Raw genomic sequence first — 21440 nt, forward strand, 5'->3', positions numbered from 1 at the left:
GTTTGGGGGTGTCATCGTTGACAAATCCCAGCCTAGGGAAGCCTCGTCCTGAGTGTTATCGGTCACGTGACGTATCTTTTCCGCCTCAGGAGGAGTCACCTAAGGCTCACTGCTACGTGACAGGCGAACGTCTAGGGGCTGCTTGAATGAGTCGTAGCCCCTCGCGGCTGACAAGAGCGGCCGCTTCAGCACGGGATGAAACCCCAAGCTTTGCCAGGATGTGTTCGACGTGAGTTGAGACCGTTCGCCTGCTAACTACCAGGTGATCGGCTATCTCAGGGTTGCTGATGCCATCAGCAAGTAGTGTGACGATCTGAAGCTCTCTGGGGGTTAGTCCATAGGGCGGTAACACTTCGCGTTCCGCCACAAGGGCAGTGTTCTGTATGCACCGCGTGATGCTGATTCTGTGGCACCCCCCCCGGTCGTCAATCCAGATGTAGCTGTTGTCTCCGTGTAGAGCGAGAGGCAGAAGTAATGGCCACAATGGTCCGTCCGATAGGAGGGTCTTCCCTACTTCGCGGCCGGTAATGGCTTGGTCAAGGCCTGCACCAATCACCGCAACATTAGCGTCGCCGTGCAATTCCTCGGCCAGGACCCGGTGTGGTTGCGATCGGTCACATGCGGCGGCAAGCACGGGAAGGAACTGTTCGACAACTCTCTTGGTTTCATCTGTTGCAGACCGTGCCGTTGCCCAGTTCATGTGGATGGCTCCCACATGGTGTCCACCGGGCAACCAAAGGCTTGCAGATATGCCTTCGTGGAAGCCCGCCGGCCGCAGATAATCTTCGGCCAGGGGTGTGAACGCAAAATGAACGTCCCAGTCACGATCCAAGTCTGCCCATCGAAGAGCCTGACGTACTCGGTTTCGCACCACACTGAATCCAGGATTATTGGTTTCCGGGATGAAGTTCTCAAGCAGTTGAGATACCGCATCAGGTGCATAGCCGTCTGAGGCCAGCTGTTGGTGTTGAGGGCGTTCTCCCGAGGGGGCCGACGCCGACAGCAACACAGCATCGCACCTCACCAAGTCGCGCAGGAGCCTGGTAACTTGCTCTGCCCGCTCAAGGATGACAGGTGTTGTTGCAAGCGGGGCTTTTATTGTGGGATAGGGGCGCATCGAACTGTTCCTAATCAGGAGAAAGTGTTGATTCCCGGATGACCAGCTCCGGGGCCAAGCGCTCAGAGGACGGATTCTTTCCACTGAGAACTGATACGAGCAGCTCCAGCGCCCGGGTACCCATGGTGTGCAGTGGTGAGCGCACACTGGTCAAGGGCAACGGCAACTCGGCTGCAAGCTGAGTGTCGTTGTAACCCGCCACGGCAATATCCCTGCCGGGGCGCAGGCCCGCATCGCGGACAGCGCCCAGAACACCGATAGCGGCGAAGTCATTGACAGCAAAGATGCCTGTCAATTCAGGGGCTTGCTTGAGAAGGTATTCCGCTGCCTCATGTCCGCCTCTCGCATCGAAGGAGGAGTTCACGGCCAGCGCCTCGAAGCCCGCCTTCTGATAAGTGTCAATAAAGCCATTGCTCCGGTCCACGCCTGTACTGGCGAAGGGTTCACCAGCGACTACGCCGACCTTCTCGTGCCCGAGCTCCAGGAAGTGCTTGGCAACGAGGCACCCTCCCAGGTAGTCATCACATGTCACGGATGGATACTTGGACGCGTAGCGGCTCACAAGCACGAACGGCACCTCCCGCGCCGCCAGTTCGTCCAGCACAACTGCGTCTCGGTGCGCATCGCCGAGGATAAGGCCGTCGACGTGGCGGGACAATGCCAAATCAATCTTGGCGCGCTGTTCCGTGGGGCGGTCATAAGTGTTCATTACGAACGTGGCCAGTCCGTTGCGGGCGCATGCCTCTTCCACCCCTTCGTAGATGGTGGCGAGCACCATGTCGGACAAACGGGGAACCAGCACTCCGATCAGATTGCTCCGTGCTGTTCGCAGGCTCTTAGCGTGCGGGTTGGGCTGATAACCCAGTCGCTGTGCCCAGTCGCGAACGGCTGCGGCTGTCGTCGGCGATGCCGCCCGCGCAACCTCATCAGGAGATCCGCTGAGGACCCTCGACACAGTCGAGACGTCGAGCCCCGCCGCCTGCGCAATCGTCTTCAGCGTGACCGAGCTGCTTTTATATCTACCTGGCATCGTTGAAAACTCCCTCTGTGAGTTGAGTACAAATCTTACCAAACGATTGTCCCAAACGATTGGGTATGGTTATATGCAGTTCAACCAACACCACCGAATTCGAAGAGGGACGTATGCGATCTCCCGATGCACGCCTGAAGAATCCCCCAGGAGCGGGGTTTTTCGCCAACATTGGTGTTTCCGAGCTCGCCGCCATGATGCGCAGAGGGATTACGGCGCCAACAGACCTTGTGGACATTGCCTTACAGGAGGCCCACCGGTGGCAGCCTTCAATCAACGCGTTCGTCTCGTTCGATGAAAACGGCGCCCGTGCGGCGGCGGCGAGGGCCCGCACTGAGCTGGCCTCTGGCATCGATCGAGGGCCGTTGCACGGCATTCCTGTTGCCATCAAAGACGTCATCGACGTCCGGGGAATGCCCACAACCGCAGGTTCGCGCCACCGAAATGACCACATTGCCCGTACGAACGCCGAATGCGTTGAACGGCTCGTCCAGGCAGGGGCGATCATTATCGGGAAGACCACGACGCACGAATTTGCGAACGGGCCTACCGGAGATCGCTCGGCCTCCGGCCCTACGCGTAACCCTCACGATACAGACCACATGGCTGGTGGTTCGAGCAGCGGGTCCGCTGCCGCGGTTGCCGCCGGAATCATTCCATTGGCGCTCGGTACCGACACCGGCGGATCCGCTCGTATCCCGGCGGCTTGCTGCGGCATTGTAGGGCTCAAGCCAACCCATGGAGCTTTGCCCATTGGCGGGATGGTGCCCTTGTCACCAACTCTGGACACCATAGGCTTGCTGGCCCGCACTGCCGCCGACTGTCTCCTGCTGTGGACCGCACTGAGAGGCACTCAGAATGTTGCGCTGGCCCCGGGTATCGGATGGATCGAACCGGATTCGATATTTCCGACGCAGCCTTCAATCACAAGTGCCGTCCGAAGCATGGTCGATCAACTTCTCACCGGAGAAGCCGACGTCCTGGAAGCCAGGGACCTAAGAGAGGCATACGGGATCATCCAAGGCAGTGAGGCATACGCCCAACATACTCAACTGATATCCAACGCTCCCGAACTTTACGACCCCGAGGTGCTTGCGCGATTGCTCGCCGGAGGCGATATCTTCGGGTGGGAGTACAGTAAGGCCCTTGAGCTTAGGCACAGTGCCCGGCAAAGTATCCAGCAGCTGTTGAAGCGCTACGGGCTTCTGGCACTTCCGACGATACCGTTGTCCCCACCCCAGCTGGATAGCCGCATCGAGGACATCAACGGGACCAGCGTCGAGACCCGAAAAGCTCTTCTCTCACTTACAAGCCCATGGAGCGTTTTAGGTCTCCCGGCCATCTCCATCCCAGCGGCCCCAGTCGCTGGACTACCTACCTCTCTTCAACTCGTAGGCCCGCCTGGAGCTGAAGCGCAGCTCTTGAGAGTGGCAAGGGAGCTACAAGAGGCCCAGAACCCGACGAAAGGAAACTGATGCGGACCCTTAGCTTCAACCGTGACGGAACGACCCTGACTGCCGAGCTACGAGAAGGCAGCGGACAGCCCGTCGTGGTAGTTCCAGGCGTGATGTCCGATGCGTATACCTGGCGCCCAGTCGCCGATGCATTGAACTTGACTAACCCGATACTGGTCATCAACCGCCGCGGGCGGCTGCCCAGCGGCCCGACAGGTCGTGGCTACTCGGTCCGGACTGAAATTGACGATTTGCACTACATCCTTGACACCCTCCAGGAGGACGTCCACCTGTTCGGCTGGAGCTATGGCGGACTTATTGCTTTGGAAACGGCGACAGAGCGACGCAACCTGCGCTCTGTCATCGCGTATGAGCCCGTCTCCAGCCCCTTCGGATCGAATGCCCTTGAACCGCTACGTCTTGCTCTCGGGAAGGGAGACCTGGACGGCGCCGTCGAGGTGGTCAAGCGGGTCATGGCGGGTTACTCCGCCGAATATATGGCAGCACTGCGCGCGGACCCGATTTGGCCTGTCCTCCGTCCTCTTGTTCACCCCCTGGCTGATGAGCTGACTGCTATAAATGACCATGTTGCAGCCCTCTCCAGCTACAGCGAAATCACGGCTCCAGTCACCCTGATGCTTGGCGAACGCAACGAGGGGAAGCCGCCATACGGTGTCGCTTTCACCGCCTTCTCTCAAGCCCTTCCCCAAGCCGAGGTCGTTCGCCTGGCAAATCAGGGTCACTTGGCCCACAGCGAGGCACCCGGCCTTCTGGCTGAGCACCTCACGCAAGCAGTCTTGAAGCACAACCAGTCCCAGCATTCCAACTAGTGCGCTATTGCACTAACGAAAACACCAAGTCCAATCGTGATCCTGCTCCTGCGCAGACCGTTTGGCATGCACGGTGGGAAAGAAAGCGAGGGCCCTCACGTCCCGGCACGGGAACGTGAAGGCCCTCGCTTTCAGTCAGTTTCAGTGGCTATCGACGAGCCCCCAGAGATCGGTTTAGGGGCATTCATCAGCGCGGAATAAGGGTGTATTTGGTTGAGAGGAACTCGCTGATGCCCTCAAAACCGCCTTCCCGCCGATACCTGACAGCTTTATACCGCCAAATGGTGCCGCGGCGTTGGAGATGAGACCAGTGTTCGAACCCATCATTCCCGTCTGCAGCTTTCAATCATGCGCTGGGCGCGATGAACGTTCTCCCTGAACACATAGCTGACCAGCCCGTAGTCTGTGTCATTGGCGATTTTGACTGCTTCCTCCTCATTGGTGAATCGGATGATGCCAATGACCGGCCCGAAGATCTCTTCGGACATCAGAGCCGAGTTGGGACTGAGCCGATCCAGAACTGTTGGCTCGAAAGAATCCGGGCCAGTTCGGTGGGTGTACGGGCCAGTCCGGGGTGGAGAGTGTGGACAGGGTTCATACCCCCATCCCGTTGCTTCATGGCGTTGGCCGGACTGCAGTCGGGGCTAGCGCAAGACCAGATGCTGCCAATGCGAACCTATCCACGCATTTTCGTGAACACACACACGCAATAGAGCAGCAGTCCACTTCGCCGGCTGAAACGGCGGCATTGGAACCCCCTTCGTGCACGCACCCCCTCACCTGGAGCAAGGCTAGCCCGCCGCACGCGCTGCCGCCTGCTGTCAGCACTCAACAGCCACAGCGTCGGGCACTTCCCTTGCTTCACCGCCACGCAGCAGCAGCCTCCCGACGGACAACCACTCAGAACCATTTAGATACCAAATAGTCTAGGTTCGGCATTTTTAGACCGTGATGTTGCTTAATGGTACTTATCTTGTATTCTGGATCACAGAGACACCGCGACGAAGGAGTCAGTCTTGAAAACCACAATTATCGGTTCTGGCCAAGTCGGCCTGTGCTGGGCTGAGGCGCTCAACGCGCACTCGTCCCACACAATTTCACTCTCGGACCCGCAGCCACCTGCGGCTGCCTCGAGTTGGTCTGCTAACTCCGGGGTTCCAATCCGCCCGGTAGTTTCAGAATGGATCACTGATCAGGACATTGTTCTGGTCTGCGTTCCCGGGTCGGTGCTCCCGTTAGTTGCTGGACCATTGGTGCAGCACCTCAACGCGGGTGCCACAATCATTGATATGACGACGGCGGCAGCCCAGGCGAAGCGGGAAGCCGCGGCCTTGGCATCTGCTGCGGGCATCGACTACGTCGACATTGCAATTACTGGAGCGGTGGCCCTGAACGGGGTACGCACACCGCTGCTTTATGCCGGTCAGCCCAACCCCGCTGCCGAGGAATTGCTCCGGGACGCCGGCGCCCCCGTGCGGGTTCTCCCGGGCAGCACACCGGGAGACGCCGTAACGGTGAAACTGCTGCGTTCGGTAATCATGAAGGGACTGGAAGCACTGGCCGTCGAGGCCTTCCCTGCGGCCCGGTCCTATGGCGTCTTTGACCAGCTGTGCACCGTTCTGAGCGACGTGGACCAAGCACCATTCACGGATTTGCTTAAGAGCATGGTCGCCACACACCCTGGCCACTCGGTCCGCCGTCACGCTGAGGTGCTCGAATCCGCAGCACAGCTCGACCGCGCGGGATATCCGGCAGAACTGACCGGCCACGTGGCCGCCAAGTACGCGGTCACCGCCGACAACCTGAAGGCCACCGGCGGCCCCAGCGGCTCCACCTTTGAAGACTCAATGGACTGGCTGGACTCCCTGGCCCAGTCCACAACAGCAACGACATCCACGCAGGAGGTGCTGGCATGAGCACCTCAACCGCGCGCCCCCGCGTCGGAGACGCCACCGTCCGCAAGATCAAATACCGCATCCTGCCACTGTTGGTCATCCTCTACATCATCGCGTTCATCGACCGCGCCAACGTAGGCTTCGTAGCCAAGGAGATGAACGCCGACCTCGGCATCACCACAGCCCAGTTCGGTCTCGCCGCAGGGCTGTTCTCCATCGGATACTTCCTCTTCGAAGTACCCAGCAACATCCTCATGCGCAAGGTCGGTGCACGCCGCTGGATCGCACGGATCCTCGTTTCTTGGGGCATCGTTGCGGTGGCCTGCGGATTCGTACAGGACTTCACTCAGCTGGCGATTATCCGGACACTCCTCGGGGTCGCTGAGGCAGGGTTCTTCCCCTGCGTCATCCTTTACCTGTCCTTCTGGTTCCCCGAGCGTGAACGCGCCCGCGTAGTCGCGCTGTTCATGATCGCACTGCCCCTCGCCACCGTCATCGCGGCTCCCTTGTCCGGACTCATCCTCGACAATGTCCACTGGGCCGGAATGGAGAGCTGGCGCTGGGTCTTCATCCTCCAAGGTGCCCCTGCCGTCATCCTGGCAGCTGTCACACTCTTCGTCCTGGTCGATGCCCCCGCCAAGGCCAAATGGCTCACTACCGAAGAGAAGGCGTGGCTGGAAACAACCCTCCAGGCAGAGCGGGACGCCAAGGTCCAGCGCCACGGCCATGTCTCCTTCTGGCGCAGCCTCGCTGGCGGACGTGTCCTAGCATTGTCGCTGATCTACTACAGCAAATCCGTGGCCATCTACGTCCTAGCCTTCTTCACCCCGCAGATCATCGCCGCCGCATCAACTCAGCTCAGCAACACCGCCGTCGGTTACATCAACGCCGTGCCCTACGGCATCGCCGCAATTGTCATGGTCTACTGGGCACGGCACTCAGACAAGAAGCGCGAACGCCGCTGGCACGTCGGTATCCCCCTCATTGCCGCAGGCGGTGGCCTGGCGCTCATGCCTTTCGCGGTGAACAACCTTATCTTGTCCATCGTTCTGCTGACCGTCATCACCGTCGCCGTCTACGCCACCTACGGCCCGTTCTGGTCCTTGCCCTCCCTGTTCCTTACCGGTCAGTCAGCAGCCGTCGGACTTGCAGCGATCAACTCCCTTGCGAACCTTGGTGGATTCATAGGACCGTTCGCCTTCGGCGCCCTCAAGGACTCCACCGGTAGCAATAACTGGGGGCTGGCCATGGTCAGTGCCACGTGCCTCATCGCCGCAGCGATGGTGGTCGGCTTGAAATTCGTCAAGCAGGCCGAAGCCACAGCACGGATCGCAGAAGAAGAAGCCGACGCCAAGGCACAACTCGTCACCACAGGAGATACCAAATGATCCTCAACCAAACCACAGACCCGCGCATGACCAAGCTCGCTGGACTTGGCGCAGCTACCGTCTACGAAGCAAACGGACAGCGTGACGCCATCGACCCCGCCATCAAACCCCTGGACCCAACCTCCCGGGTCGCTGGCCGAGTGGTCACCGTTGACCTTGAACCGGGCGACAACTGGTTCATACACGTCGCACTCCTCGAAGCTGGAGAAGGAGACATCCTCGTAGTCGACGCCAAGGGATACGTTCAGGCTGGCCCCTGGGGCGACGTCCTGACCCTCGCCGCCCAGGAGCGCGGCGTCGCCGCACTCGTCATCGACGGCGCAGTCCGCGACAGCCAGGAAATCATCGCCTCCGGCTTCCCCGTCTTCACCCGGGGAGTGTGCATCCGCAAAACCACGAAGGTGCAAAAGGGCCGGGTCAATGTTCCCGTCACCATCGGAGGGGTTCTGATCAATCCGGGAGACATCTTGGTGGGTGACGCCGACGGACTCGTCCGCGTCGGTCAAAACGACGTGGACACCGCGTTGGCTTCTTCCGAGCAACGCGAACTCAAAGAAGAGACCATGCGCGCACGGATCCGCGAAGGCGCCAGCACGCTCGACCTTCTCGGACTCACCCGGCCATAACACTGCCACCATGACACTAGGCTTGATCAATAGCATCTAGCATCGTGGCCAGCCGGGATCACGATCAGTTTGGGGAGGGCATGGACACGCAGCGACAGGACGTTCTGGAGGATCTGCGCGCCAAGATCACCACAGGCAAACTACCGCCCGGAAGCCACCTCACCGAGCGCGGACTCTGCGCCGAATACTCCCTCAGCCGCACCCCCATCCGAACGGTGTTAAGAGAACTCGCGGACGAGGGCCTAGTAGTTGTCTCACCAAACCGCGGAGTATTCGTAGCAGAGTGGACCAATGCCGACGCTGCCGAGGTAATGTCCATCCGTGCCCTTTTGGAATCCCACGCCGCAGGCCTTGCAGCGCACAGCCGCTCAGACTCCCACCTGGAAGATCTGAACCGGCTGTGCGACCGCATGGACCAACTGGCCAGCAACCGGCCCGAGGGATACCGTGCCGAGATCGCCGATCTAAACCACGAACTCCACCTGCTCATCCTCGAATCAGCAGCGTCACCCAGGCTCTTCAACATCGCAAAAGACCTCGCACTTGCCCCGCTAATGTCAGGATCTTTTCAGTACTACTCCCCCGACGAACTTCACCGCAGCTTGCAGGATCACCGATTCATCGTTGACGCCATCACCCAACGCGACGAACACCGCGCACGGGCACTGATGGAAGGTCACCTCCGCACCTCCTATGCGGCCCTCACCCGCAGACGCTAAAACGGCACGGGCACACAAGAGGGGCACTCAACCATCCTGCCAACCCGGAAGCCCGCAACTTCATGACATCGAAGCAGCCCGAATCCCACAAACACTTCGAATGGTCTCGATTGACCAAAGCACGCGTGGAGATCCGTCTCCACGGCCGCATCCTGCGAACCGGCTTCGTCGACGCCGCCATGCCCGACTCCTCAGCCCTCTGGATCGCGGCCGACCAGCACGGGCCTCGACAGATGTTCGAAGCATGCCTCGGCCATCAGGTCTGGGTCACCCCACAGGAAATGGACGGGGAACTCAGCTACCGAATGACAACCAGCCACATCTTCGGAAAAGTCCAGCCAAGGCCTCGCTGACCGGAGGACCCATCACTCTGCCACCGAACGTCCGGCCCGACCAGCGTGATCACGTTCCCGCCACGTGATGACCCACAGCAACACATCCTCTTCGCCCAGACAGAAACTGAACCCCAATGGTCACGGATCTAATGGGCCCAATAATTACTCCTACGCGCATCCAGCAGAAGCATCCCACAGCACCCATCATCACCATCACCGGCTTCATCAACTGGTGGCAGGGGCGCGGTTCGAAAACAACACTCAGCCGAGGGGATGCTGTGAGGAAGTCTCGCTGGTCCGCAACTCCAGTTTCCAGCTGACGCTGCTCCCCCGGACCCCCGGCATGAGGTCACCCTTCTGTACGTAGCGGAACGGGACTGTTTCGCCGTCGGGCCGCCACCACCCGCTGACAGGAGCGTGATGGCCCGTTAGAACGAGGGCGGGAACGGTGGCAGCTCCTGGATAGCGCGATGTCATGACGTACTGTTTCCCGCTGGTGCCCGGCCTTGATCAATCGCTGGACGGTTCGCCAGCACGGGAAGGCTCCCGGTGTAGCCTTCCCGTTCCTTGGCCGCTGAGGCAATGCCCTCCCGGGCGGCAAACCACCCGCCGATCAACAGCGGAATCAGCACCAGCAACGAGGCCAGGACCCAGCGGCCCGTATCGGAAAAGCCCATGGAGACGAGCACGAAGAGCAGGAACGCCAAGGTCACGTAAGAGGTATACGGTGCCCCAAACAAACGAAAGTTTGGGCGCGTAATCAGGCCGGACCGCGAGAGCCTGTGAAGTTTCATCTGGCACAGGATGATGGTGGCCCAGCAGCCGATGATTCCGAGCGCTGAGATCTCCAGGACGATCTCGAAGGCTTGTGATGGTACGAGGGCGTTGAGTCCGATGCCAAGCAGGGCCACCACCGTGGTGAACAGGATGCCGCCGTACGGAACACCTTTGCTGTTCATCCGGCCCGAGAATCGTGGCGCGGATCCATTGACGGCCATGGATCGCAGGATTCGGCCGGTGGAGTAGAGGCCTGCGTTCAAGCTGGACAGGGCCGAGGTCAGCACTACGAAGTTCATGATGGATGCGGCCGTTGCACCCGCTTGCGGGTCGCCGAGGTGCGAGAAGAACGTGACAAACGGTGACTCACCGCCCTTGTAAGCAGTGAAAGGCAAAAGCAGGGAAAGCAGCAGGATGGACCCGACATAGAACACGGCGATCCGGAAGACGACACTGTTGATCGCCCTGGGCATGACTTTGGCTGGTTCCTTGGTTTCACCGGCGGCCGTGCCGATCAGCTCGATGCCGGCGTAGGCGAAGATGACCCCGCTGGCGGCCAGGAGCGGCGCGATGCCGCCGTTCGGGAAGAACCCGCCGTTGTCTGCGAACAGGACCAAACCTGTGGGGCCGACATCGGTGGCGGCACCGCTGAGGAGGAAGACGACGCCGACCACGAGGAAGGTGACCAAGGCAAGGACTTTCACCAGTGCGAACCAGAACTCCATCTCACCGAAAAGCTTCACCGAAACCAGGTTCAGGGACAGCACCACCACCAAGGCGATCAGCGCCAATAGCCACTGGGGTGTTTCCTGCAACGGCGGCCAATAGGGTGCCCAGAATTTCAGGTACAGGGCCGCCGCGGTGACGTCGACAATGGAGGTCATGGCCCAGTTCAGGAAGTAGAGCCAACCGGCCGCGTAGGCCATCTTTTCGCCGTAGAACTCCCGGGCGTAGGAAACGAACGAACCGGACGATGGCCGGTGCAGGACCAACTCTCCCAAAGCCCGGAGGATCAGGAAGCCGAAGAATCCACAGACGGCATAGACCAGGACCAGTGCCGGCCCGCTTCCGTTGAGGCGGGCGCCGGCTCCCATGAACAGACCGGTACCAATGGCTCCGCCGATGGCAATCATTTGGATCTGTCTCGGCTTCAGTGACTTGTGATAGCCGTGTTCTTCACTGGAGAAGTCCCGGACGGCTGAGGCAACGTCGCCCGTGCGCTCGCGTTCGTTTTCCGGTTCATCCGCGGGGTCGTGTGCGGGTGTATGCATATTTTTCTCCATGGGAACGAACCGCACGTCGTCGTGCGGCTGACAATAGACTGCCCGGAGCCCCGGGCTGGTGGCCCAAGGGCTAGATGCTGGCGTTGGCCACGGGGTTCGGGCGGAACTGCAGGTCGCGGGGACTGATCCAGACCTCGTAGCCTTCCTTGCGAACGAAGGCCCGACGGGGCTGGACCCCGTTGCTTCTTAGCCAGAGCGTGGATGAATCGGCCATGGCGTGGTCCACGATCCCGGAGTGAACGGGTTCCCCGGGCTTGCGGATTTGTACGTGTCCGCCGATCAGGGCCGTCCAATCGTCGTACCGGATGAATTGGGGCGTGTCCCGTCGTTTCATGCCTGCTCGCTGCTGAGGAAGAACGCTGTGAGGCGGTCCCACATTTCGGTGGCGTTCGAGTACATGGGAAAGTGTCCGCTGCGCGGGACTTCGGCCAGTTCGATGCCCTTTTCGGCCAGCAGTGGCAGATAGCTCAGGGTGTTGTTCTGAACGCCGTACATGTACATGCGGGGAAACGGCAGGGCCAGGAATCGGTCCATGAGGCCGCCATGGTCGGACAGTTCCACCATGGACTCGAAGATCGGCCGAACCGCTCCGGGGCGAACTTTGTGGGGAAGGCTCGCCGCGTAGAGGCTGCTGGAGTAGAACCGGGATTTCCACACGCGTTCCTGGAAGTCCTTGAAGAATCCCTCCGGGTCGGGATGTGAGTGGCTGATGATCTGTCGGCTCAGGAAACAGTCTTCCGGTGCCACGTTGCCCTCGATGTCCGAGAAACTCACAACGCGGGCTGGGTCTTGGTCTGCCAGGAGCAGGGCCGTCAGACCGCCCATGGAGTGACCTACCAGATGAAAGCGCTCGATGCCTCGGGAGGCAAGGACCTCTTTCGCGACGGCGACAAGAAAATGCACGGAGATGGCGTTCAGGTCCGAGCAGAAGGTCGCGCCACACCCGGGGGCGTCGTAGGCAAGGATAGGGCGGTCGGCGAGCTCTGCCTGTTGGATCACGTCGGCATAGTCCTCTTTGGTGGACCCGAATCCGTGGAGGAAGACAATTGGGATGCCGGTACCGGCGCGGTACATGCCGGCAACTTCGACGCGGACTCCGTCGATGTCGAGGGGAAGGGTGAAAGGCTCGAGCTTGGTCAGGCCAGGCAAGGAATCCTCCTATCAGGTATGGGAAATGATTCTAATTCGCTCATGCCGGCAGGTAGCCTGTATTGGTCATTGCGGGAAGTCCCGGACAGCTGCAGCGAAGCGGCGAAGGCCTTCATCCAGGCTCGCTGCGTCTGTGGCAAAGGAGAGCCTCACATGTCCTTGTCCGGAGGGCCCGAACTCGCTTCCCGAACGCACCAGGACACCGGCTTCGGCAAACCGGGCCACCATTTCGTCCGACCCCAACGTCGTCGTGATTCGGGGAAATGCGTAGAAAGCGCCTTGGGGCGAGAGGATTTCGACGCCGGGAATTCCGTTGAGCGCCTTGATCACCATGTCTCGTCGCTCCTGGTAGGAACCTGTCATGGTCAGGAGGTCCTTGTCCGGTGTTTCCAAGGCTGTCAGGGCAGCATCCTGAACGAAGGTGTTCAGCGGTCCGTTGATGGTGCGGTGGATCAAGTTGATCTTGTTGGCTAGGGGAACAGGGGCCACGACGAAGCCGAGCCGCCATCCGGTCATGGCATAGGTTTTGGACAGGGTGCTGCAGTAGACCACCTGGGCGGAAACCTCCGCCAGGTCAAGGGCAGAGACGAACTCGACTTCGTCGAAGACAATGCTGCCGTACGCTTCGTCGGAGAGCAGGAGCAGGTCCGGGTGATCTGCCAGGATCTCTCCGACCCCGGCCAAGTCAGCAGCAGGGTAGACACGCCCGGTGGGGTTACCTGGGTTGCACAGGACCATCATCCGGGCCGACGCAGCTTCCCTGCGGAGAACCACCAGGTTGAGGGAACCGTCCGGGAGGGCTGGAATCCAGACCACTTCGGCGCCGACCATGGCGGCGTGGTCGGCGTACAGGGAATAGGTCGGTTCCGGGATCAGAACCCGATCCCCTGGCTGGACCAGGGCGAGCATGGCCGCGGCAAGCCCCGCACTGCCACCATGCGTGAGTACCACCTCGCCCGCAGTGGTGGGGCGGGGGTGCCCGGCAGAGATCTTCCGCGCGAGCACCTCCCGCAGTTCCGGTGCTCCGGTCATGGGCGAGTACCGGGTCCGTCCCTGAACGAGGGAACGGACGGCACTGTCGACAATCGCGGTGGGGGTACCGGCGTCCGGCTCCCCCATGGCGAGTGAAATGGTGCCAGGGGCTGCCGCGCCCAGGGTGGCGGGGCGGCGGCTGGAGGCGGCGATCCGTTCAGGAGCGCCCATCTGTGGCTGGGACGTGACTGTCATGTGTTCTTCCGTCTAAAAGGAGTACAACTCGAGGGTGGATTTACCGTGTCGGATTTCGTCAAGGATCCGTTGCTCGTCGGCCACCCGTTGGTCTGCCTTGTCCAAAACTGAATCCACGGCGTCGCGCGGGACTACCACCACGCCGTCGGAATCGCCGACTACCAAGTCGCCGGCACGGACGGTCAGGCCGCCCACGCGGACCGGGGAGGAGAATTCCCCTGCGTAGTCCTTGGCGGTTCCGACGACGGTGACGCTGCGGGAGAAGACCGGGAAGTCCATCTGCGCCATTTCGTCGACGTCGCGGACGCCGCCGTCGATGACCAGTCCGGCGATGCCGCGATGCTGGGCTGCGGCGGCGAGGATTTCACCCCAATGTCCGTGTTCGGCACCCTGCATGTCGACCACCAGGACGCTGCCGGCGGGTGCGTTCAGGACTGCGTGGTGCAGGGCGAGGTTGTCGCCGCCGATGCCTCGGACGGTGAATGCCGGTCCGGTGACCTTGGCTCCCTGCCAGGCAGGTTTGAGGCCGGGATCGCAGGCACAGGGCAGTTTGGAGGCTTCATAAAGGGTGGCGGAGGAGTGTCCGCGGGCTGCATTGGTCACTTGTTACCCCACTGGAGGTCGTGGTAGCCGAGGTCTTTGCGGGCCTGGACCAGGGTGGAACCGGCCTTGACTGAGGCGACAATCCGGGTTTCGGTTTCTTCAATCTTTTCGGCCAGGTCGGCGACCTCTTCTGCGCGGGCGCTGGGTACAGAGAGCGCGCCGTCCGCGTCGGCGCAGATGATGTCCGCAGGTGAGATGGTGACATCGTTGATGGTCACCTCGGTCTGGACGGCCACCAGCTGGACACGGTCCTTGCCGGTGCGCATGAACTTTCCGCGGCTGAACAGCGGGTAGTTCTGCTGCAGCGACGTGGAGATGTCCCGGCAGACGCCGTTGATGACGGTTCCGGCGATCCCGCGTTCGGCGGCGACCTCGGTCATGATGCCGCCCCAGACAGTGACGTCGGTTCGTCCTTCATTGTCGATGACAATGACTGATCCGGCTGGTACGTCGTCCAGGAAATCTCCCACGCTGCCGCGGGTTTCGCCTGCCGGTGCGTACTGGACGGTGAAAGCCGGTCCGGTGGCGCGGAAGTCATGGGTCAGCGGGGACAATCCGTGCAAGGTCCCGTGCAGGCCGAGGGCGTCCATGGCATCGGAGATCGAGGCCGTCGGCAAAGCCGACAGGCGTTCGGTGACGGACGTTTCTGTGGTGGTGTTCATCAGTGTTCCTCTGTGGTTCCTGCCAGGCGCGCGTCGCGCATGGCTTCGTGAAGTGCGACGCCGGCCCGCAGGTCGGCGGCGATGGCCTGCTCCCGTGCGACCACGCCTTGGGCGCGTTCGAGCACCTCGTCTATGTGGGTAGCGGGGACAACTACGACGCCGGTTTCGTCCGCGAGAACAAGGTCGCCGGGGGTGACTGTCACCTCGCCCAGTTGGACGGGTTCGCCGGTGGAGCGTTGCTGGAGCCGGCCGCGGGCGGTGGCCGGGATGCGGCCTTTGGCGAAGACGGGGAAGCCCATCTCCCTGGCCTCGTGAACGTCCCGTGATGCGCCGTCGGCGACGACGCCGCGGACTCCGTTCAGGGCGGCGCCGAGGCTGAGGAGCCCTCCCCAGCAGGAGACGTCGGTGCGGCCGTCATTGGCGACGACGATGACGTTGGTGTCATTGGCTGCCGAGACGGCCGTTGCGCCGATGTGCGCACCGGAAGGGCCGGGAACGTAAGGCTCCAGCTGAACGGTGACAGCGAATCCGACGATCTTTGGGGTTCCCCAGACGGGCAGGAAACCTGCCTGTCCCGGCGGCAAGCCCAGGGCGTCGAGGGCATCGGAGACAGCAGCTGAATCCAGCGTTGAGTAGTGCTCCAGCAGTGTTGTTTGGGAAGTCATGCTTCCAGTAGACCGCCATCAATCGATATAGTGAAGGTCTGGTTAGCTATAGGTGGAAGAGGTTTTGCGACTCAATGATCGAGGTACGCCAAGCCCGGTACTTTGTTGCCGTGGCAGAGGAGCTGCATTTCGGGCGGGCCGCGGAACGGCTCATGATGTCCCAGCCACCTCTTAGTCAAGCCATCCTGCAGCTGGAAAGGCAGCTTGGAACCAGCCTGTTGACCCGTTCCAGCCGATCTGTGTTGCTCACCGATGCGGGGAAGCTGTTTCTGGACGAATGCCGCTTGCTGGTCCAGGCGTCCGAGCGGGCAGAGGACGTTGCGGCGCGGTCCAAGTCCGGCATGGCCGGGACGTTGCGCCTGGGCTCGGTGACATCCGCTTTCGACGGCCTGCTCCCCGACGTTCTGGACAGATTCCGGGGTGCTTGGCCGGACGTGGAGCTGGAAGTATCGGAGATTGACACTCATCATGGACGCGATCGGCTGCTTCGGCGGGAACTCGACGTAGCCATCATCCGCCAACCGGGTTTTGACAAGGGGCTGCGTTCGGTTCCCCTGCGGCGGGACCGTTTTGTTCTTGCACTCCCGGTGACGCATCCCCAGGCTGCCGACGGGGGCGCGGTGGACCTAGCCAGGTTCCGGGACGACAGCTGGGTGTGGCTTCCGCGTGCGATCTCGCCGGATTACCACGACGAAATGGTAGCGGCCTGCCGTCAGGCAGGATTCAGTCCGCAGGCCAGGCACATCGCGAACTCCATCCAGTCTCAACTGGCTATGGTCGGATGCGGTCTGGGGGTCACTCTGGTGCCACGCTCATCTCTGGGGGCTCGGCGGGGACTGATAGCAAGGGAATTGTCGCAGCGAGTGGACCTCGTGGAGCTGTCGCTGGTCGGCCGAGCAGGCACGTCGGAGACCATCGCGGACAATTTCATCGAGTGCGCGCAGGGTGTCGCGGACGGCGATTAGATGCACCAGCGAGCGTACGACGGCGGGAGGTTCCCGCCGTCGTACGCTCTGCTTTTGTTGTTGCCCACCCGGGTTAGTCGAGGGTGAGACGGCCGAGCTTCTCCCCCGCTTTGATACTGCTTCCTGCTGGAGCCAGGGCTTCTGCCAGAACACCTGACCGGGGCGCTGGAACGACGCTCTCCATCTTCATGGCTTCCAGGACCACCAGCGGAGATCCTTCTTGAACGGTTGCGCCAGCGTCGACGAGCCATTTGACCACTTTGCCGGACATGGGCGATTCAATCAGTCCGGGATCACTCATTTCAGCCGTGACGTTCTCTTGCGGAGCCTCAGTGACTGCTGTGCCAAACAGGCTTGCAAGGTTACCCGGGAAGCCCACCATGACCCGCTTGCCGTCGATATCCAAAGGGACTGTGACAGTACCGGCGGGGCCGGCCTGGCGGGGGTCAAAAGATGGATCGGACGTGATGCAGTGCTCAAACTCAGTTTCGATCCACCGCGTATGGATGGAGAACGAGTCTGTGAAGTCCGGGGATTCCAGGACTGCACGGTGGAAGGGCAGGAGGGTGGGCAATCCAGAGATGCTGAAGTCCCTCAACGCCCGCCGTGCCCGCCGGATGGCCTGCTGCCGGTCCGATCCTGTGACGATGAGCTTGGCCATGAGGGAATCAAAGTCCCCGGAAATCTCTGAACCTGCCCCAATCCCGGAATCCAGGCGAATGCCGGGCCCGGTAGGCACGGTGATGGACTCCACGGTCCCGGGCGTTGGGAGGTATCCGCGGCCCACGTCCTCGGCGTTGATCCGGAATTCAAAGGAATGGCCGCGCGGTTCGGGATCCTCCGCAAGAGAGAGCGGCAGCCCTTGTGCGATCCTGAACTGCTCCTGCACCAAGTCCACGCCGGAGGTCTCTTCCGTAATCGGATGCTCCACCTGAAGGCGGGTGTTGACCTCCAGGAAAGCAATGGCACCGGATTCGGACACAAGGAATTCCACAGTTCCAGCACCGGCATACGCGGCTTCCGAACAGATGGCCCGGGCTGCCTCGTAAATTGTCAGCCGCTGTTGCTCGCTCAGGAAAGGGGCCGGCGCTTCTTCCACTAGTTTTTGATGGCGCCTCTGGAGGGAACAATCCCGCGTCCCGACCACCACCACCTTGCCGAAGTTATCGGCAAGGATTTGCGCTTCCACGTGCCGGGGCCGGTCCAGGTACTGCTCCACGAAGCACTCGCCACGACCGAACGCTGTGACTGCTTCCCGGACGGCCGAGTCGAAAGCTTCTTCCACGCCGTCCAGGTCACGCACAACTTTCAGCCCACGTCCGCCTCCCCCGAAAGCGGCTTTGATGGCAATGGGCAGGCCAACCTCCTCCGCGAAGGCCCGGGCCTCCGCGGCATTGGCAACCGGTCCTTTGCTTCCAGCAACCAAGGGCGCGCCGGCGCGGACGGCGATTTCCCTCGCGGTGACTTTGTTGCCCAGCGATCGGATGGCGTCCGGGCTTGGTCCAATCCAGGTCAGCCCTGCGTCCATTACTGACTGGGCAAAGTCCGCATTTTCGGAGAGGAAGCCGTATCCGGGATGCACCGCGTCAGCCCCTGAACGTTTTGCGACGTGCAGAATTTTGTCGACGTCGAGGTAAGTCTCCCCGGGGGTCCTGCCTGCAAGACTGTACGCCTCGTCGACTGCGGACACGTGCACGGATCCGGAGTCGTTGTCGGAGTAAACACCCACGGAGGCCAAGCCCGCGTCGGTGCAGGCGGAAGCGATCCGTACGGCGATTTCTCCACGGTTGGCAATAAGGATCTTGCGCATTAGAAAGTACTTTCTGTGATCGATGGTGCGTGTCTGAAGCGGACCCGGCCGCCGGCGGGAGTTTGGGCCGCTTTGTCCAGGTCTTTGGGGGTTACGACGGCGATCACCGGGTAGCCGCCCGTGACGGGATGATCGGACAGGAAAACCACTGGCTGTCCGGTGGGCGGTACCTGGATCACACCGCAGATGGTGCCCTCACTGGGCAGTTCACCGTGCTGCACGCGTTCCAGTGGCGTACCAGCCAGACGCATGCCAATCCGGTTGGAGTCGTTGGTGACCGTCCACACCTGGTCAAAAAGGGACTTCAACGCTTGAGCGGAAAACCAGTCCTGCCGCGGGCCGGGGCCAAGTTCCAGTTCCACCACGTCTCCAGCAGGAAAGTCCGGCTGCGTTTCCGGGAGACCAACCGCCTGTGCTGGCGGCGGACCAACTGCCAGGAAGTCGCCCACTGTCAGCGGCTTGGGGCCCAACCCGGAGAGGGTATCGGCAGAGCAACTGCCCAGCACCTCCTCGGCCACAAAACCACCCCGAACTGCCAGGTAGCTGCGAACTCCCGCCGAAGGGGCGGACATGGTCAGCGTTTCCCCATCCATGAGGACAAAAGGAGTGGCTACCGTCGCAGGCCGTGAGGTGGTTTCAGAACTGATCCGAATCCCGGCAGGAGCTCCGGCGATAGCCACAATCTGCTCGCCGACAGCCTGGACGGTCAGGCCGCCGTCGACGATTTCCAACGCTGGTGCGCCTTCCATGTTGCCGACCAGCCGATTGGCCCGGCGGAGCGAGCCCTGATCGAGCGCTCCGGAGCGTGAGACGCCAATGGCCGCATTGCCAGGCCGGCCAAGATCCTGGACCAAGGTCAAAGGGAGACTTCGGCGGACCCGGAGACCATGTCCGTGGCTGACCGCTTCCTGCACAGCGGGCAGTTGAACAACTACTGTGTCCCGTACTGCTTTATATCGAACGCCCGTTCCCGGGCTGACCAACGCAGGTTCGGCACGGCCACTGTCCCACATGACACAGCCAGTGTGGCCGATGATCTGCCAACCGCCAGGCGATTGACGTGGATAGACTCCCGTGTAGCTGCCGCCCAAGGCCACCGATCCTGCGCCAACGTTGGTTCTTGGGCTGGGCCGCCGCGGGACGGTAAGGATGTCATTTTCTCCCCGCATGTAACCGAACCCGGGAACAAAGCCAGTGAAGGCAACCGTCCACAGTTGTCCCGTGTGAGCTGCCACAACGGCTTCAACGCTGATCCCTGCGAGCTCGGCAACGTCTCGGAGATCCTCGCCGTTATACACGGTGTCAATTTCGACAAGTTTCCTGCCGACCTGGCGGTGCGGCGGGATGGTCAATTTGCCCAGCTGGGACGTGATCCGCAACATCGCTGTAGGGCTTTCAGCAGTAATGAGGACGGTCTCTGCAGCGGGAACCACTTCGCGCTGCCCCGTAAACGGCGTGCGCTTCAGCAGCTCCGTCAATGCCAGGACGTCCTCGGGCGTGTCGAGTTCGGCCAGCACGCCGCGTTCCCCGACGGCCCGCACGGCCGCTATCCGGGACCCGGTTCGGATAAGTGTTTCAGGCGTTGACTTCACGGATGAGCCTCAGATCTTCTTCGGGTTTGGGATCACGTCCGAGTGCGACACCAGTTATGGTGACCGCAGCGCACACGGCCAGGTAGACGGCGATGAGGTACCAAGTACCGGTAGCAGCATAAAGACCCGTGAAGATCAGCGGAGCTATGGCACCACCGACCACTCCGGCGAGTGTGTAAGCCAAGGAACTTCCTGCATAGCGGAGCCGCGCCGGGAACTGTTCTGTGATGAAGGCAGCCTGCGGGCCGTACATCAGGCCGTTGAAGATCAAGCCGCCCACGACACCGAGGGTGAGGGTTACGACGGAACGGTCCTGGATCATGACGAAGAACAGTGGAATGTAGATGGCGCTGCCTGCTGCGGCGATGCCGTAGAGAAGGCGACGGTTGAAGCGATCAGTAAGCGCGCCCGCCGTCGGAATAATGAAGATCTGCACGGCAGATCCGATCAGGATAGCGGTCAGGACGTTGCCTGTGGTCATGCCCAGTTCCTTGGTGGCATACACGGCCACATACACGGTGAACATGGAGTAGATAACGTCGGGGCTGATGCGGGACAGGGCCGCTGCAATGAGGGCGCGCGGTTCGTTGCGGAATACTTCACGCAGCGGAGCTTCCGAGCGTTCATTGTTTTCCACCAGCGCCTTGAACACCGGGGTTTCTTCCAGTTTCAGGCGAATGATGAGGCCGAAGACCACCAGCAGGGCAGAAGCAAGGAAGGCCACCCGCCAACCCCAGGACAGGAAAGCCTCGGTGCTGAGAGATGCGGCAAGGATGGCGAGAACGCCATTGGCCATAAGGTTACCGGCAGGTGGACCGATCTGTGCGGCCGATGACCAGAAGCCGCGCTTGTCAGGATCGCCGAATTCGCTGGACAGCAGTACCGCTCCGCCCCACTCACCGCCGACGCCGATGCCTTGGGCCAGGCGCAAAAGGACAAGGATGGCCGGCGCCGCTGGTCCGATCGCGTTGTAGTCAGGGAGAACGCCGATGAGGATGGTGGCTGCGCCGATCAACAGCAGCGTGACTACCAGGACGTGTTTGCGGCCGAGCCGGTCCCCCAGCCGCCCGAAAATGACGCCGCCGAGCGGACGCGCCAAGTATCCGACGGCGAAGGTGGAGAAGGAAAGCAGGAGGCCAACGAACTCGTCGTTGCCCGGGAAGAAGATCTTAGGGAAGACCAGGGCGGAGGCCACGGAATAGATGGCGAAATCGTAGTACTCAAGCGAGGTTCCGCTGAGGCTGGCGACATAGGCCTTGATGGCACTCCTTTTGCGGAGGCGGGTTTCGCTGGGGGAAGTTGCCATTGGTTTC

General features: G+C 61.4%; 21 protein-coding genes and 2 pseudogenes. 9 read left to right on the forward strand and 14 right to left on the reverse strand.

Annotated elements, in window-relative coordinates; translation table 11 throughout:
- Nucleotides 1-112: 112 nt before the first annotated feature.
- Complete coding sequence (locus tag ACIQH5_RS02820) at nucleotides 113-1117, reverse strand: response regulator transcription factor (RefSeq protein WP_400400085.1); 1005 nt, start codon at nucleotides 1115-1117, stop codon at nucleotides 113-115.
- Nucleotides 1118-1127: 10 nt separating this feature from the next.
- Complete coding sequence (locus ACIQH5_RS02825) at nucleotides 1128-2147, reverse strand: LacI family DNA-binding transcriptional regulator (RefSeq protein ID WP_400400087.1); 1020 nt, start codon at nucleotides 2145-2147, stop codon at nucleotides 1128-1130.
- Between the two features lie 197 nt (nucleotides 2148-2344).
- Here ACIQH5_RS02825 and ACIQH5_RS02830 point away from each other — a divergent pair.
- The 3 genes and pseudogenes from ACIQH5_RS02830 to ACIQH5_RS02840 all read left to right on the forward strand — a co-directional run.
- Nucleotides 2345-2938: pseudogene (locus ACIQH5_RS02830) on the forward strand (amidase); the annotation flags it as partial.
- Nucleotides 2939-3091: 153 nt separating this feature from the next.
- The gene (locus ACIQH5_RS02835; protein ID WP_400400244.1) at nucleotides 3092-3622 is read left to right on the forward strand and encodes an amidase family protein; all 531 of its coding nucleotides are present in this window, start codon (nucleotides 3092-3094) and stop codon (nucleotides 3620-3622) included.
- The gene (locus ACIQH5_RS02840) at nucleotides 3622-4431 is read left to right on the forward strand and encodes an alpha/beta fold hydrolase (RefSeq protein WP_400400089.1); all 810 of its coding nucleotides are present in this window, start codon (nucleotides 3622-3624) and stop codon (nucleotides 4429-4431) included. The genes ACIQH5_RS02835 and ACIQH5_RS02840 overlap by 1 nt, the downstream gene beginning before the upstream one ends.
- Before the next feature lie 187 nt (nucleotides 4432-4618).
- On the opposite strand, the pseudogene ACIQH5_RS02845 reads toward ACIQH5_RS02840, so the two are convergent.
- Nucleotides 4619-4976: pseudogene (locus ACIQH5_RS02845) on the reverse strand (aldehyde dehydrogenase family protein); the annotation flags it as partial.
- 471 nt (nucleotides 4977-5447) lie between these two features.
- Here ACIQH5_RS02845 and ACIQH5_RS02850 point away from each other — a divergent pair.
- From ACIQH5_RS02850 to ACIQH5_RS02870, 5 genes are all read left to right on the forward strand, one after another.
- Nucleotides 5448-6347: an NAD(P)-binding domain-containing protein gene (locus ACIQH5_RS02850; RefSeq protein WP_400400091.1), complete on the forward strand. Its 900-nt coding sequence runs from the start codon at nucleotides 5448-5450 to the stop codon at nucleotides 6345-6347.
- Nucleotides 6344-7714 (forward strand): MFS transporter, encoded by a 1371-nt coding sequence (locus tag ACIQH5_RS02855; RefSeq protein WP_400400093.1) that lies wholly within the window; start codon nucleotides 6344-6346, stop codon nucleotides 7712-7714. The genes ACIQH5_RS02850 and ACIQH5_RS02855 overlap by 4 nt, the downstream gene beginning before the upstream one ends.
- On the forward strand, nucleotides 7711-8340 hold the full coding sequence (locus ACIQH5_RS02860; RefSeq protein WP_091328041.1) for a 4-carboxy-4-hydroxy-2-oxoadipate aldolase/oxaloacetate decarboxylase: 630 nt from the start codon (nucleotides 7711-7713) through the stop codon (nucleotides 8338-8340). Before ACIQH5_RS02855 ends, ACIQH5_RS02860 begins: the two co-directional genes overlap by 4 nt.
- Nucleotides 8341-8420: 80 nt before the next feature.
- A complete protein-coding gene (locus ACIQH5_RS02865) occupies nucleotides 8421-9059 on the forward strand; it encodes a GntR family transcriptional regulator (protein ID WP_091328043.1) in 639 nt (212 codons plus the stop codon).
- A 62-nt stretch (nucleotides 9060-9121) separates the two neighbouring features.
- Nucleotides 9122-9412: a hypothetical protein gene (locus tag ACIQH5_RS02870; protein WP_091328045.1), complete on the forward strand. Its 291-nt coding sequence runs from the start codon at nucleotides 9122-9124 to the stop codon at nucleotides 9410-9412.
- Between the two features lie 243 nt (nucleotides 9413-9655).
- On the opposite strand, the gene ACIQH5_RS02875 is transcribed toward ACIQH5_RS02870, so the two are convergent.
- The 8 genes from ACIQH5_RS02875 to ACIQH5_RS02910 form a co-directional block, all read right to left on the reverse strand.
- On the reverse strand, nucleotides 9656-9871 hold the full coding sequence (locus tag ACIQH5_RS02875) for a hypothetical protein (protein WP_400400096.1): 216 nt from the start codon (nucleotides 9869-9871) through the stop codon (nucleotides 9656-9658).
- Nucleotides 9868-11442: an amino acid permease gene (locus ACIQH5_RS02880; RefSeq protein WP_400400098.1), complete on the reverse strand. Its 1575-nt coding sequence runs from the start codon at nucleotides 11440-11442 to the stop codon at nucleotides 9868-9870. The genes ACIQH5_RS02875 and ACIQH5_RS02880 overlap by 4 nt, the downstream gene beginning before the upstream one ends.
- Nucleotides 11443-11524: 82 nt before the next feature.
- A complete protein-coding gene (locus tag ACIQH5_RS02885; protein ID WP_400400100.1) occupies nucleotides 11525-11788 on the reverse strand; it encodes a hypothetical protein in 264 nt (87 codons plus the stop codon).
- Nucleotides 11785-12603, reverse strand: coding sequence for an alpha/beta fold hydrolase (locus tag ACIQH5_RS02890; RefSeq protein ID WP_400400102.1), 819 nt, complete (start codon nucleotides 12601-12603; stop codon nucleotides 11785-11787). Before ACIQH5_RS02890 ends, ACIQH5_RS02885 begins: the two co-directional genes overlap by 4 nt.
- A gap of 66 nt (nucleotides 12604-12669) precedes the next feature.
- Complete coding sequence (locus ACIQH5_RS02895; RefSeq protein WP_400400104.1) at nucleotides 12670-13830, reverse strand: pyridoxal phosphate-dependent aminotransferase; 1161 nt, start codon at nucleotides 13828-13830, stop codon at nucleotides 12670-12672.
- Between the two features lie 12 nt (nucleotides 13831-13842).
- Nucleotides 13843-14433, reverse strand: a complete 591-nt coding sequence (locus ACIQH5_RS02900; RefSeq protein ID WP_400400106.1) for an RraA family protein — start codon at nucleotides 14431-14433, stop codon at nucleotides 13843-13845.
- Nucleotides 14430-15095 carry an RraA family protein gene (locus ACIQH5_RS02905; protein ID WP_400400108.1) on the reverse strand — a complete coding sequence of 222 codons (666 nt, stop codon included), beginning with the start codon at nucleotides 15093-15095 and terminating at the stop codon, nucleotides 14430-14432. The genes ACIQH5_RS02900 and ACIQH5_RS02905 overlap by 4 nt, the downstream gene beginning before the upstream one ends.
- Nucleotides 15095-15760, reverse strand: a complete 666-nt coding sequence (locus tag ACIQH5_RS02910; RefSeq protein WP_400400110.1) for an RraA family protein — start codon at nucleotides 15758-15760, stop codon at nucleotides 15095-15097. The genes ACIQH5_RS02905 and ACIQH5_RS02910 overlap by 1 nt, the downstream gene beginning before the upstream one ends.
- Nucleotides 15761-15834: 74 nt before the next feature.
- Here ACIQH5_RS02910 and ACIQH5_RS02915 point away from each other — a divergent pair, with 74 nt between their 5' ends.
- Nucleotides 15835-16725, forward strand: coding sequence for a LysR family transcriptional regulator (locus tag ACIQH5_RS02915; RefSeq protein WP_400400112.1), 891 nt, complete (start codon nucleotides 15835-15837; stop codon nucleotides 16723-16725).
- Between the two features lie 73 nt (nucleotides 16726-16798).
- Here the strand turns inward: ACIQH5_RS02915 and ACIQH5_RS02920 are convergent, their stop codons facing one another.
- The 3 genes from ACIQH5_RS02920 to ACIQH5_RS02930 are packed head-to-tail and all read right to left on the reverse strand — an operon-like array spanning nucleotide 16799 to nucleotide 21433.
- Complete coding sequence (locus ACIQH5_RS02920; protein ID WP_400400114.1) at nucleotides 16799-18535, reverse strand: acetyl/propionyl/methylcrotonyl-CoA carboxylase subunit alpha; 1737 nt, start codon at nucleotides 18533-18535, stop codon at nucleotides 16799-16801.
- Nucleotides 18535-20127, reverse strand: coding sequence for a 5-oxoprolinase/urea amidolyase family protein (locus tag ACIQH5_RS02925; RefSeq protein ID WP_400400116.1), 1593 nt, complete (start codon nucleotides 20125-20127; stop codon nucleotides 18535-18537). The genes ACIQH5_RS02920 and ACIQH5_RS02925 overlap by 1 nt, the downstream gene beginning before the upstream one ends.
- The gene (locus tag ACIQH5_RS02930) at nucleotides 20111-21433 is read right to left on the reverse strand and encodes an MFS transporter (protein WP_400400118.1); all 1323 of its coding nucleotides are present in this window, start codon (nucleotides 21431-21433) and stop codon (nucleotides 20111-20113) included. The genes ACIQH5_RS02925 and ACIQH5_RS02930 overlap by 17 nt, the downstream gene beginning before the upstream one ends.
- Between the last annotated feature and the right edge of the window lie 7 nt (nucleotides 21434-21440).

This window comes from Paenarthrobacter sp. NPDC091711, assembly GCF_044756605.1.
GTDB lineage: Bacteria > Actinomycetota > Actinomycetes > Actinomycetales > Micrococcaceae > Arthrobacter.